Genomic DNA, 12,570 nt, shown 5'->3' with positions numbered 1-12,570 from the left:
AGAAAATGCTAAATCCATACTCAAGTAGCCTAACAGATAAAGAATGGGAAATTATAGAACCATTGCTCCCAAAGAAAAAGCAAACTAGACCGCCAACTTGGACAAAAAGACAAATTTTAGACGGCATACTCTACCAACTCAAAAACGGTTGTAATTGGCGAGATATGCCCCGAGACTTACCACCATTCTCTACAGTCTATCGATACTACAAGGAGTGGAAAGATACAGGTACATTTACTGCGATTATGGAAACCTTGCATTCAACAGCCCGTGAACAGTCAAAAAAAATCAAAATGGACAACTTTAATCATCATTGACTCACAAGCAGTGAAAAATACTTGTAATGCAAGTATAGAATCCAAGGGCTTCTGCTCCTACAAAGCAACTAACGGGATCAAAAGACATTTAGCCGTTGACACTCTGGGATTTCCTTTCTTTACCTATTTAACAAGAGCAAATGTATCAGATGACCAAGGACTGATTGAGATGTTAACGATTAACATTGATTACTTCAAATCGAAACCAGATGACATTACGCTAACTACGATATTGCTGGATAGTGGTTATCATATCGAGAAACTGATCCAAGAACTAGAGAAGATATATCCTGAGATTATGACTAAGATTAGGTTTGAAATTTCTCCTAAGGTATCAAAGCAACAGAAGGCAGAAAAAGGTCTGTCTGGGTTTGTAGTTGTGCCGACAAGGTGGGTAATTGAAAGGTCAAATGCTTGGGTTGAAAGATGCAAAATCTTAGTTAAGAACTTTGAGAGAACTCTCGTTAATGCTACAGCTAAACTCAATCTTTGCTTTATTCGTTTGATGCTAAAAAGAATTGCTACTCATGAGATATGAAACAGGCTCTATACTTGCATTACAAGTATTTTTCACTGCTTGTGAGTCAATGATGATTAAAGTTGTCCATTTTGATTTTTTTTGACTGTTCACGGGCTGTTGAATGCAAAGCTTCCATAATCGCAGTAAATGTACCTGTATCTTTCCACTCCTTGTAGTATCGATACACTGTAGAGAATGGTGGTAAGTCTCGGGGCATATCTCGCCAATTACAACCGTTTTTGAGTTGGTAGAGTATGCCGTCTAAAATTTGTCTTTTTGTCCATGTTGGCGGTCTAGTTTGCTTTTTCTTTGGGAGCAATGGTTCTATAATTTCCCATTCTTTATCTGTTAGGCTACTTGAGTATGGATTTAGCATTTTCTAAGTATCATACATCTTGCTCATAATAGATATGAAACAGGCTCTATAGATGCTAGACACCTTTATACACAAGTTGACCGAGCGCATAGAGAGTTTGCACCAGAGCAAATTGAATTTTTAGCAAATATTGTCAGGTTATATAGGGGTGAAGCCGTTGAAGTGACTAGTGGTAGTAGGGCTTTACTATATGAGAAATTTCCTGATAATGCTTATGTAGATATTGCTGGTTTGTGTAAGGTTGCGTCTATTGATGAAATTGAGGCTCAGGGTTGGAGTTTGAATGCTGGCAGATATGTAGGAGTAGCAGAAAGAGAAGTAGATGATTTTATTTTTTCTGAGAGGTTGGAGGAGTTGAATGAAGAGTTAGAGGTTTTAAACTGTGAGGCAAGAGAGATAGAAGAAAGAATTTCTCAAAATATCCAACTACTTCTTAATTAATTAATTTATGAAAGTCTCAGAAACTAAAACTATTGAAGAAATTACAGAGGTGTTAATTGACTACCGAGGCAAGACACCACCAAAGACTAATGAAGGTATTAAGTTAATTACTGCAAAAGTCATAAAAGATGGACGCATATCAGATGGAAACCATGAGTATATTTCTGAAGAAACATATTCAACTTACATGAAAAGAGGATTTCCAAAACAAGGTGATATTTTAATAACTACAGAGGCTCCATTAGGCGAGGTTGCTCAGCTTAAGACTGCTGAACGAATTGCTCTTGCTCAAAGAGTCATTTTGCTCAGAGGTAATCCAAAAAAGATAGACCAAAGATATTATTTTCAGGCTGTAAAGTCCGATTTTGTGAAAGCAGAGCTAAATGCAAGGTCTACAGGAACTACAGTTCTTGGAATCAAGCAAGCCGAACTAAGAAAAGTGAGAATTCCCTACTATCCACTACCAACTCAACGCAAAATTGCCTCTATCCTCTCAGGCTATGATGACCTAATCGAAAACAACACCAGACGCATCAAGATATTAGAAGAAATGGCACAGATGCTCTATCGTGAGTGGTTTGTTAATTTCCGCTTTCCTAATCATGAAAATGTCAAAATGGTTGAGTCTGAGTTGGGGTTAATTCCTGAAGGTTGGGAGGTTAAACCTATTACTGAAGCTATTTTTGTTAATCCTAAAACTCAAGTGCCCAAAGAAGGTATAAAGCCCTTTGTTCCTATGGGTTGTTTGTCGAACGATTCAATGCTTATAAATGATATTGAGTCTCGTACAGGTAATAGCGGCTCAAAATTTAAGAATAGCGATACTTTGTTTGCAAGAATTACACCATGCCTAGAAAATGGTAAGACTGGATTTGTTCAATTCTTAGAATCTATAGATAGTGTTGCATTTGGTTCTACTGAATTTATTGTTCTTCGCTCTAAAACACTTTGTCCTGAATATGTCTATTTACTATCTCGTTCTGATAGTTTTAGAGATAACGCAATCAAAAGTATGTCTGGTGCTACAGGTAGACAAAGGGTAAGAGAAATCTGTTTTAATTCATTTATGTTTGCTCATCCTACACAAGAGATAATTCAATACTTCTCTACTCTAGTGGCTCCTTACTTTTCATTAATTTACAATTTAAACCAAAGAAATATCAATCTCCAGAAAACCCGTGATTTACTATTACCTAAACTCATCTCAGGCGAAATTGATGTAGAAAAACTAGATATTGAAACCTTAGAAATGGCAGCTTAAACACCATGACACAGCAACAACTATCTCCAATCCTACAAGAACTGCAACTCCACATGAAAGAAATTTATGCAGATAGATTGCATAGCTTAGTTTTATTTGGTTCACAAGCAAGAGGTGAAGCTAACCAAGACTCTGATATTGACATTTTGGTTATCCTTAAAGATGAAGTTGACTCATGGACAGAAATTAAGCGTACAGGTGGATTTATAGCTCAACTAAGCCTTGAAAATAATATTTTGATTAACAATATCTTTGTTTCTGCTCAACAGTTCTCAGAGCAAAATACAGCCCTTATGCGTAATGTTAAGCGAGAGGGCATACCAATATGACAACTGAGCAACAGCAACTATTAACAAAAGCCGCTAATAGCATCAAAGCTGCTCAACTACTAACCAACGAAGGGTTAAATGATTTTGCAGTATCTCGTGCCTACTATGCCATGTTTTATATAGCAGAAGCATTTTTAATAGGAGAGGGCTTATCTTTTTCTAAACATTCAGCCGTTATCAGCAAATTTGGAGAATACTTTGCTAAAACAAATCGTGTACCCATAGAGTTTCATCGTCACCTTATCGAAGCAGAGCAATCAAGGCTTAGAGCAGATTATGATGCTAGTTTTAATACAACTGAAATAGAAGCCATCGAACAAATTGAGAGAGCAAACCTATTTCTAACCTTTGCAAACCAGTATTTTAACTAGCCATGCCTAAAGCACCTCATCCAGACTCAGAAGAAGCCCTAGAAAATGCTGCAATGCTAGTATTTGAGCAATTAGGCTGGACTAGTGCAAACTGCTTTAATGAGGTTGTAGGAGCTACTAATAGCACTCTAGGCAGAAGTAGCAAAGATGAGGTGGTCTTAGTCTCTAAATTACTACCGTCACTACAGCGATTAAACCCAAGCTTACCCAATGAGGCGTTACACCTTGCTACAGAAGAAATAAAAGGTAGTCGTAATTCCCTAAGTCTAGTCAATGCCAATCAAGAAATTTATCAACTGTTGAAATCAGGGGTAAAGGTTCGCTATAGAGATGAAAATAACGCTGAAACAGTCGAAACTGTCAAAATCATTGACTGGAATAACCCATTAAACAACGATTTCTTCCTAGCTTCTCAATTTTGGGTAACAGGCGAAACTTACACTAGGAGGGCTGACTTAATCGGCTTTGTTAATGGTATCCCGTTAGTATTTATCGAACTCAAAGCACACCATCAAAAGCTAGTAAATGCCTACTACAATAACCTCAAAGACTATAAAAACACAATACCTCAGCTTTTCTGGTACAACTCCATAATTATTCTGTCTAATGGCAGTCAGAGCAAAATCAGCAGTCTAACTGCTGAGTATTCACACTTTAGCCACTGGAAAAAGATAAATAATGAGGGTGAAGAAGGAGTTATCTCACTAGACACCATGATTAGAGGTGTTTGTGACCCAAATAAGCTATTGGACTACATCGAAAACTTTGCCATTTTCAATAATTCAGGTGGTACAACTTCAAAAATCATTGCTAAAAATCATCAATTCTTAGGTGTTAACAATGCAATTGCAGCCGTAAGCCAAATTAGCCACAATCAAGGCAAGTTAGGCATCTTTTGGCATAGCACAGGCAGTGGCAAAAGTTACTCAATGGTATTTTTTGCTCAGAAAATCTTACGCAAAATATTAGGAAACTGGACTTTTATTATCATCACTGACCGAGATGATTTAGACTCGCAAATCTATAAAAACTTTGCTTACTCAGGAGCAGTTACAGAGCCTGAAACCGATGTCAGAGCAGATAGTGCAGAACACCTAAAATTACTACTGCAAGAAGACCATCGCTATATCTTTACACTAATCCAGAAATTCAGAACCGAAAAAGGAACTACTTACACTAAACTATCAGACCGCTCAAACATCATAGTTATCGCTGATGAGGCACATAGAAGCCAATATGATATATAGAGCCTGTTTCATATCTATTATGAGCAAGATGTATGATGCTTAGAAAATGCTAAATCCATACTCAAGTAGCCTAACAGATAAAGAATGGGAAATTATAGAACCATTGCTCCCAAAGAAAAAGCAAACTAGACCGCCAACTTGGACAAAAAGACAAATTTTAGACGGCATACTCTACCAACTCAAAAACGGTTGTAATTGGCGAGATATGCCCCGAGACTTACCACCATTCTCTACAGTCTATCGATACTACAAGGAGTGGAAAGATACAGGTACATTTACTGCGATTATGGAAACCTTGCATTCAACAGCCCGTGAACAGTCAAAAAAAATCAAAATGGACAACTTTAATCATCATTGACTCACAAGCAGTGAAAAATACTTGTAATGCAAGTATAGAATCCAAGGGCTTCTGCTCCTACAAAGCAACTAACGGGATCAAAAGACATTTAGCCGTTGACACTCTGGGATTTCCTTTCTTTACCTATTTAACAAGAGCAAATGTATCAGATGACCAAGGACTGATTGAGATGTTAACGATTAACATTGATTACTTCAAATCGAAACCAGATGACATTACGCTAACTACGATATTGCTGGATAGTGGTTATCATATCGAAAAATTGACGACTGATTTACAGAAGGTTTATCCTGAGATTATGACTAAGATTAGGTTTGAAATTTCTCCTAAGGTATCAAAGCAACAGAAGGCAGAAAAAGGTCTGTCTGGGTTTGTAGTTGTGCCGACAAGGTGGGTAATTGAAAGGTCAAATGCTTGGGTTGAAAGATGCAAAATCTTAGTTAAGAACTTTGAGAGAACTCTCGTTAATGCTACAGCTAAACTCAATCTTTGCTTTATTCGTTTGATGCTAAAAAGAATTGCTACTCATGAGATATGAAACAGGCTCTATATGCTTTAAATATGCGAAATGCCCTGCCTAATGCTGCTTTTATTGGCTTTACGGGTACACCTTTAATATCTGGTGAAGAGAAAACCAGAGAAGTATTTGGCGATTATGTCAGCGTTTATAACTTTAGGCAATCAGTAGAAGATGGTGCAACCGTTCCTTTGTACTATGAAAATCGCATACCAGAACTACAGTTAAGCAATGAAGACATTAATGGTGATATGGAGCAGATTGTTGAAGCTGCGATGCTAGATGAAGAAGAAGAGAAAAAACTAGAGCGTCAATGTACCAGACAATATCAACTAATTGTCAGAGATGACCGACTTGAAAAGATTGCTGCTGACCTAGTGACTCATTTTCTAGGTAGAGGCTATCAAGGTAAAGCAATGTTTATCGCCATAGACCGCTTTACAGCCGTAAAGATGTACAACAAGGTTAAATACCACTGGCAAGTATATCTAGATGACCTTAAAGCCCAATTAGCTAGACCAATAATCAGCGAGTTTGAGATTAAGAAATTATCCAAGCAAATTAAATATGTAGAAGAAACAGATATGGCTGTTGTCATATCTCAATCACAGAATGAAGTAGAAGCTTTTCAGAAAAAAGATTTAGACATCACACCTCACAGAAAAAGAATAGTTAATGAATCACCTAAACTAGATGAGAAATTTAAAGACCCAAATAACCCACTGAGGATAGTTTTTGTCTGTGCTATGTGGATTACTGGCTTTGACGTACCCAACTGCTCCACTATCTACCTAGACAAGCCCATGCGTAACCATACGCTAATGCAGACTATCGCTAGAGCTAATAGAGTCTATGAGGGCAAAGTCAACGGATTGATAGTAGATTACATAGGTGTGTTTAGAGACCTACAAAATGCCTTAGCTATTTATGGCTCTAGTGCAGGTGAAGGTGATACACCAGTAAAAGATAAGAAAGCCCTTGTAGAGCAGCTTAGAAAGGCAATAACTGAAGCTTTAGCATTTTGTAACACTAGAAATATAGACCTCATTAAGTTAGATACAACAAAAGACCCATTTAACAGAACAAAGCTATGGGATGAAGCTGTAAATTCTTTGGCTGATGAACAATCAAAGCGTAACTACTTTTCTATAGTCAATACTGTAAATAGCCTATTCAAAGCAGTTTTACCAGATACCTCAGCAAATGAATTTGCTAACACTAGATTTTTGCTAGAAAGATTAGCCGATAAAATCCGTCAAGAAATTGAGGTGACAGATATTTCAGAGGTACTAGAAGAAGTAAATGAGCTACTAGATGATTCGATTACTGCTGGTGAGTTTATTATTCATGGTTTAAACCCTATAGTCGATATTACTAAAATAGACTTTAAGCTTGATGTTGAAGCTCTTAAAGCCAAGTTCAACTCTGGATACAAACAAACGGCTATCGAGAAGCTCAAAGGCAATATTAGCCAAAATCTTAAGCAGATGATTCAAGTCAATCGAACTAGGATGAACTATCTAGAAAAGTTCCAGAAAATGATTGATGAGTATAACTCAGGTTCTCGAAACCAAGAAATATTTTTTAGAGAGTTACTTAAATTCCATGATGAACTAAATGTGGAAGACAGGAGAAAACTAGCAGAAAAACTGACCGATGAAGAGCTAGTTATCTTTGACTTGCTCACTAAGCCTGAGCTTGAGCTAACTAATCAAGAGAGGCAAGAAGTCAAAAATGTATCTAAGGAATTATTGGAGACACTGAAACAGGATAAATTAGTCCTAGACTGGCGTAAACGTCAGCAGAGCAAAGCAGAAGTAGACATAACCATTAAATACATTCTAGATAAGCTCCCAAGGCGTTACACCATAGAAATTTACGAGCAAAAATGCCAAGAAGTTTATCAGCATATATTTGAGTCCTATTCAGGCAAAGACATTAGTATCTATAGCTAGGCATATTTTTTACACCTAACAGAGAATCCAAATACTTTTTATCTTTCTGTAGGTAGAGCGAACGCAGTGAGACTCTACAGCGTAGACCTCAGCATAACTTTAAAAATGGGAACCTCACCTCGCTACGCTTCCGTTCGGTGACAGAAAGGAAAAATAGTTGATAGGTAAGGTGAAAACGTATTTAGACAAAATTAGGTGATTTTTCTTTCATGGAAGTATATAAGAAATACCTAATAATTTTTTTGCAAACTACTTTCACCATATTCTTTTTTGGCTAATAAAAAAAAGTATCATGGTAGTCTTCAATATCCCTAGAAAATCTTTCTTCTTCTTCAATTTCTCCAGAGTTGGGTTGATTATATGCCTCAATTTCCCTGTAATCATCTTCAAATAATGAAGAAGTTTTTAGTATTTTCTTTATAGAACGCTCTTCACCTAATACTTTCTCATTTTCATTAATACAAGCTTCAGGCAAAGGATAGTTAGAATAAACAGTTACTGTGCAAGGTTTAGTATTTACTCTAGCCCTTCCGATTGCTTGCATTAGTTCTGACTCAATGAAGAAAAACTGAAGGTTTCTTAGATACTCATTATCGTATGCTTTGAACAAAAATCTAAAACCATTATGCTCAACTTCTTGTTGACGAGTTTTATAATCCCCTTCTTCTAGTGCTAATCCGACATTTAGCAACTTGCAATACAACTTAATAGTAATTGAATTTACATGGGGAGTTCCCACAACAGCTATATCTTGCCCTTTTAGCTTATCAAAGCCTGTGGTTTTACCAAAATATATATCTTCAACAACATTAACTCCTAGAGCTTTTAATCGGTCTCTGAAGCCTCGAAATGTAATTGTTGGAACTTGATTCGGTTTTAGAATATCAACAATATACTTAAGAGGATTTTCTTCTTTTAAAGAATTCCTACTGAGAGAATATATTGTATCTTGAATAATTAGTCCATCAGGCTCTACATTACTTACATCGTAAAACTCTAGTCTCTCTCCTAATAAAGTTCTATATATATTTTCATTTGCAGTAGCTGACAGAATAATGATTTTTTTGTCTTTAGGTAGCTCAAGTCTGCTAATGAAGTGAATTGTATTTTTATCTTGAGAATCGGTTACATAAATTTTTGATTTTAGAAATTGTAAAATATTGCTTGTGTAGATTTTGTTATTAAGTAATTCATTCTCAATACTCCTGAAATCTTCAAAGCGTAGGTCTAATATTTTGGGGGTATTGGCTTTTCCATTATTGATATTTTTAATAAATTCAGCAAGATTTTTCTTGTCTTTAGCATTTTTGATTTTTGATTCTAGTTCATTTAATTCATCTATTTTAATAAAACCAGTAGGAAGTAAAGATGTGGTTATATCTTCATCAAAAATTATCGTATTATGATTTTTCCAAGGTACGAATAAAGATTTTTGATGAGTGGTTAAGACCGTCTCAGTATATTTATAGCAATCATGAATTTGTTCTAAATACTCTTTTACTTGCTGATTGTTTTCCGAATGTTCAACTAGGTATTTTACAGCTTGCGAATAAGCACCTATAGAATAAAAATAAGTTAGGTGTTTTTTAATCTCTGTAGGAAGTTCTTCTTGGTTAGGGGTGATTTCATGGTTAATCTTCATTCTTTCTGACATTTCAGCTTTAAGAAGATGATTAGGAAATGCTAGGACGACATTAGTTAGGTTTGTGCATAATTCTGATTTACCTAATCCTGTAGCTACCTTTAATACATGAACTTTGTTATCAGTTGATTGAATGACATAATCAAAAATTCTTTTTAGCTCTTGTCTTGCTTCCCTAATTGAAATAGTCTCATATTCATGTATTCTGACAGGTCGCTTTTTTTGTGACGCAATCATTAGATTGATATAGTACCAATCATTTTTATAAGGCGAAAAGTTTTTTAAGTTAGTAGGATGATAATCATAATTTCTAACGTAATAGTTAATAACTGATGGTAGAAAATATAATTTGTTAAGAAAATTAGGTTTCTCTAGCAAGGCTTGCTTAAACTCAATCTTATCTTGGTTTATTTCTACCATCTTATCTAATGATTCTTTATATAATTTAACTCCACCTTTTATAGGAACTAAATTTGTAACTAAACCAAAATAGTCTGGATAAGTTAGCCATTTACCTTTTACTAAATCATCTAGAATATGAATTTTTTTTGTAAGTGCGTCAATATCAACCTGTTTTTGTGTTTGTGTAGTGTCTGAAAGTGGGAGATTTCCGATGCTGTCTATATATTTATTATAGAGACCATCGTTTTTCTCCCATTCCTTGTCATGATTTTGTAAGGCTTTACTAATACCTTTATTATTTTTTACTTCACTCGCTACTTTTTCAATAGCTCCGCTTATTCGTTTTCTTATTTTTTTCTGTTGTTCAAGCAGTTGAGTTTGTATGAAATCATTTTCTAAATCTAAAAAGTATTCATAGTTAGGATAAATAATTGATTTTCCACCAAAAAATAAATTGCTGGGTGCTTTAGGTGCTGGGTCAACTTCATGGAAAAGTGCCATTACAGCTAGTTGTATATTCCTACGTTCAGCTAACTTATCAATTACTTTACCAAGCTGAAAAACGACTCTAAACTTTGGTAGCTCAGGTTTGCTACTAAAAGTGCTATAAGCAAAGGTGCAATCTAAGCCATGTTGTTTTAATCGCTCTAATACCTTATCTAATGTAATACCACTATCAAAATCTAAAGCTAGGACAGAACTAGATATAAAGCTTGCGTCATTTCTCTTTATTTTACATAAACTTGATACCCATGTTTGTCCTGAGGCGGCGGCTTTAGCTAATTCTTGTATTGTTATTTCTACAGGACACTTAATGATTCGATTGGTAATTATTCCAATTTCGTTGTCTTTGGGTTTACTAGAATATTCAACTTTATCAAGCAAAAGTTTGTGTTTGCTTATTTGAACAATCTCTTCATCTTGAAAATCATCATCACTTAAGTAGTCTGTATTATTTTGAATCATAAAATTTAGCTCTAATATAAATCTGAGACAAAGGGATACGACACTGCTTAATCGTTAGCAAACGGTAGTTAGTGATTAAAACGCAGTAAATACTATCAACCATAATAACTTTCTTTCTAAAGCCCAAAAGCTTGTCGAATAACAACTTAGTGGATTTATATAGATACCTTATTTTTCTGTCGAATATAATTTTTTTGAAATTATATTTGTCCATTATGTTAGTTGCTTATCTAATTACAGTCTTTTGGCAGGTTTGTCTAATACTGGAGGCAGAGGTAGCACCCCCACATCCCGCCAATCTAAAATAAGCTGAAAGAACATTCCAACTAACATACATTGCTAACATTTATTGCCATTCTGGGGTTATGGTCTGACCTTAAAACTTTCCCCCATTTCAACAACAACCTAAAGCTTAAATTCTGGTAATACAGGACGGTTAATCATGTGTCCATAAGTCTGCATAACCATTCTTGTATCTGTATGCCCTGCTAAATAGGCTACACCAGTAATAGGGATGCCTTGTTCAATAGCGTGACTTAATAAAGTATGCCTCGTTGTATATGGCTTACGGTACTCAATACCGATATTGCTAAGTACTTTTTTCCAGTCCTCTCTAAAATTGCCACTATCAATGGTAAAACCTCTCGAAGACTTAAATAAAAGGTCGTCAGGATTTACTTTATCGGGTTTAATGTCTAACAGCAAGCTATTTAACTCAGAATTAATTGTTAAATAGCGCACATTTCCAGATTTAGTCTCTTTCCTAATTCTCTGATAGCCATTCCCTGTTCTGTCTTTTGGCATAGATTCTGAAATTGTTACTTGCTTACGTTCAAAGTCAATTTGTTTCCATTGTAATCCGATGGCTTCTGATGTTCTTGTACCAGTAAGAAACAGAAACCGAACAAAAGCTGAATAGTGGCTATATTTAATATCGAACTCAGTAATAATTGCCCTAATCTCTTCGATAGTAAACGGTTTAATTTCAGCCTTAGTAGATTTTCTAGCCTTGACTCTCTCAAAAGGGTTGCTTACGAATAATTTCTGAGACACTGCCCATTGGCAACAGGATTTTAGATAGCCTAAACGCTTGTTAAAAGTACTTGGAGAAAGTTTGGCATTGATGAACCAAGAAATATCATCTCCCCCTGCATCAGCCTTTACAATCATTCGCCTAATCATTTCATAATGGTCGGCTTTTGTAGCTGCTGACAGGTCTAGAGTATCAACCCATGAGTCCCAAACCACTATAAAAGATTTAACCGTCTTAAGATTGACAGTCTTTGTTAGTGAGTTAAGATTTTTTGGTTTGTACTTATTGAGAGTATTGTCAAAACAATCAGCAATGATATCATTCTGGATTTTAGTTGCAATTGCTTTGGCTTGAGCTAAGTCCCTCTTGTTGTCAAACTGCCCACCTTGAAAAGGATTAAAGCTATATCTTTTACCATTAACGGTGAACTTTAGCTGGATACTACCATTATTGTTTATTGGGTTAATTTCTTTCACTGTCCTAAGTACTGTCCTAAACCTAATGCTTAGAAACAGTTAGTCAGTTTAGAAAATACCTAATAGCTGGCAAAAGCGTAGCTGGGATGTAGCTCAATTGGTTAGAGCATCCCCCTGTCCTAAAATTGTCCTAAAAGGGTATAGGGTGAGAGCCTAGAAATGCTTGAAATATTGAACGGGATTGACGGGGCTCGAACCCGCAACTTCCGCCGTGACAGGGCGGTGCTCTAACCAATTGAACTACAATCCCAATTACATTGTTTAGATGCAAGCACTCAAATTTGAGCGATCTACATTGTGCCGATTAAATCAGCATTTGTCAATTACTTTTTTGGGGACTTTGTTTTTACTGCTAGAAT

General features: G+C 35.7%; 13 protein-coding genes and 1 tRNA gene. 10 read left to right on the top strand and 4 right to left on the bottom strand.

Annotation, left to right across the window (positions count from 1 at the left end):
* The first annotated feature begins 5 nt into the window (after window positions 1-5).
* The gene (locus SYN7502_RS06875) at window positions 6-317 is read left to right on the top strand and encodes a transposase (protein WP_041429164.1); all 312 of its coding nucleotides are present in this window, start codon (window positions 6-8) and stop codon (window positions 315-317) included.
* Complete coding sequence (locus SYN7502_RS06870; RefSeq protein ID WP_371257757.1) at window positions 271-855, top strand: transposase; 585 nt, start codon at window positions 271-273, stop codon at window positions 853-855. Before SYN7502_RS06875 ends, SYN7502_RS06870 begins: the two co-directional genes overlap by 47 nt.
* A 46-nt stretch (window positions 856-901) precedes the next feature.
* Here the strand turns inward: SYN7502_RS06870 and SYN7502_RS06865 are convergent, their stop codons facing one another.
* Window positions 902-1,213 carry a transposase gene (locus SYN7502_RS06865; RefSeq protein WP_015168135.1) on the bottom strand — a complete coding sequence of 104 codons (312 nt, stop codon included), beginning with the start codon at window positions 1,211-1,213 and terminating at the stop codon, window positions 902-904.
* Window positions 1,214-1,222: 9 nt separating this feature from the next.
* Here SYN7502_RS06865 and SYN7502_RS06860 point away from each other — a divergent pair, with 9 nt between their 5' ends.
* From SYN7502_RS06860 to SYN7502_RS06825, 8 genes are read left to right on the top strand one after another with little or no spacing between them, the layout of a single operon-like run.
* The gene (locus SYN7502_RS06860) at window positions 1,223-1,654 is read left to right on the top strand and encodes an N-6 DNA methylase (protein ID WP_144050178.1); all 432 of its coding nucleotides are present in this window, start codon (window positions 1,223-1,225) and stop codon (window positions 1,652-1,654) included.
* Window positions 1,655-1,661: 7 nt separating this feature from the next.
* Window positions 1,662-2,915 carry a restriction endonuclease subunit S gene (locus tag SYN7502_RS06855; protein ID WP_015168134.1) on the top strand — a complete coding sequence of 418 codons (1,254 nt, stop codon included), beginning with the start codon at window positions 1,662-1,664 and terminating at the stop codon, window positions 2,913-2,915.
* A 5-nt stretch (window positions 2,916-2,920) separates the two neighbouring features.
* Window positions 2,921-3,244 carry a nucleotidyltransferase family protein gene (locus tag SYN7502_RS06850; protein ID WP_015168133.1) on the top strand — a complete coding sequence of 108 codons (324 nt, stop codon included), beginning with the start codon at window positions 2,921-2,923 and terminating at the stop codon, window positions 3,242-3,244.
* Window positions 3,241-3,615: a HEPN domain-containing protein gene (locus tag SYN7502_RS06845; RefSeq protein ID WP_015168132.1), complete on the top strand. Its 375-nt coding sequence runs from the start codon at window positions 3,241-3,243 to the stop codon at window positions 3,613-3,615. Before SYN7502_RS06850 ends, SYN7502_RS06845 begins: the two co-directional genes overlap by 4 nt.
* A gap of 2 nt (window positions 3,616-3,617) precedes the next feature.
* Complete coding sequence (locus SYN7502_RS06840; RefSeq protein WP_041430017.1) at window positions 3,618-4,862, top strand: HsdR family type I site-specific deoxyribonuclease; 1,245 nt, start codon at window positions 3,618-3,620, stop codon at window positions 4,860-4,862.
* A gap of 46 nt (window positions 4,863-4,908) precedes the next feature.
* Window positions 4,909-5,220 (top strand): transposase, encoded by a 312-nt coding sequence (locus tag SYN7502_RS06835; RefSeq protein WP_041429164.1) that lies wholly within the window; start codon window positions 4,909-4,911, stop codon window positions 5,218-5,220.
* Window positions 5,174-5,758, top strand: a complete 585-nt coding sequence (locus SYN7502_RS06830) for a transposase (protein ID WP_371257811.1) — start codon at window positions 5,174-5,176, stop codon at window positions 5,756-5,758. Before SYN7502_RS06835 ends, SYN7502_RS06830 begins: the two co-directional genes overlap by 47 nt.
* Window positions 5,755-7,692, top strand: a complete 1,938-nt coding sequence (locus SYN7502_RS06825; protein ID WP_051023590.1) for a type I restriction enzyme endonuclease domain-containing protein — start codon at window positions 5,755-5,757, stop codon at window positions 7,690-7,692. The genes SYN7502_RS06830 and SYN7502_RS06825 overlap by 4 nt, the downstream gene beginning before the upstream one ends.
* 274 nt (window positions 7,693-7,966) lie before the next feature.
* Here SYN7502_RS06825 and SYN7502_RS06820 read toward each other — a convergent pair whose 3' ends face one another.
* The 3 genes from SYN7502_RS06820 to SYN7502_RS06805 all read right to left on the bottom strand — a co-directional run bounded on the left by SYN7502_RS06820 (window position 7,967) and on the right by SYN7502_RS06805 (window position 12,461).
* Window positions 7,967-10,702, bottom strand: coding sequence for a hypothetical protein (locus SYN7502_RS06820; RefSeq protein ID WP_015168131.1), 2,736 nt, complete (start codon window positions 10,700-10,702; stop codon window positions 7,967-7,969).
* 405 nt (window positions 10,703-11,107) lie between these two features.
* Window positions 11,108-12,211, bottom strand: a complete 1,104-nt coding sequence (locus tag SYN7502_RS06810; RefSeq protein ID WP_015168130.1) for a site-specific integrase — start codon at window positions 12,209-12,211, stop codon at window positions 11,108-11,110.
* Between the two features lie 176 nt (window positions 12,212-12,387).
* Window positions 12,388-12,461, bottom strand: a tRNA-Asp gene (locus SYN7502_RS06805).
* Between the last annotated feature and the right edge of the window lie 109 nt (window positions 12,462-12,570).

The sequence above is a fragment of the Synechococcus sp. PCC 7502 genome, assembly GCF_000317085.1.
Lineage (GTDB): Bacteria > Cyanobacteriota > Cyanobacteriia > Pseudanabaenales > Pseudanabaenaceae > PCC-7502.
Note: the sequence above shows the minus strand (reverse complement) of the source record. Positions and strands in the feature narration are given on the sequence as shown.

Bases quoted from the DNA above. Each gene is read 5' to 3' on its own strand.
- SYN7502_RS06865 (WP_015168135.1), bottom strand. From the start codon at position 1,213: ATGCTAAATCCATACTCAAGTAGCCTAACAGATAAAGAATGGGAAATT.
- SYN7502_RS06835 (WP_041429164.1), top strand. From the start codon at position 4,909: ATGCTAAATCCATACTCAAGTAGCCTAACAGATAAAGAATGGGAAATT.
- SYN7502_RS06840 (WP_041430017.1), top strand. From the start codon at position 3,618: ATGCCTAAAGCACCTCATCCAGACTCAGAAGAAGCCCTAGAAAATGCT.
- SYN7502_RS06855 (WP_015168134.1), top strand. From the start codon at position 1,662: ATGAAAGTCTCAGAAACTAAAACTATTGAAGAAATTACAGAGGTGTTA.
- SYN7502_RS06850 (WP_015168133.1), top strand. From the start codon at position 2,921: ATGACACAGCAACAACTATCTCCAATCCTACAAGAACTGCAACTCCAC.
- SYN7502_RS06820 (WP_015168131.1), bottom strand. From the start codon at position 10,702: ATGATTCAAAATAATACAGACTACTTAAGTGATGATGATTTTCAAGAT.
- SYN7502_RS06845 (WP_015168132.1), top strand. From the start codon at position 3,241: ATGACAACTGAGCAACAGCAACTATTAACAAAAGCCGCTAATAGCATC.
- SYN7502_RS06875 (WP_041429164.1), top strand. From the start codon at position 6: ATGCTAAATCCATACTCAAGTAGCCTAACAGATAAAGAATGGGAAATT.
- SYN7502_RS06825 (WP_051023590.1), top strand. From the start codon at position 5,755: ATGAAACAGGCTCTATATGCTTTAAATATGCGAAATGCCCTGCCTAAT.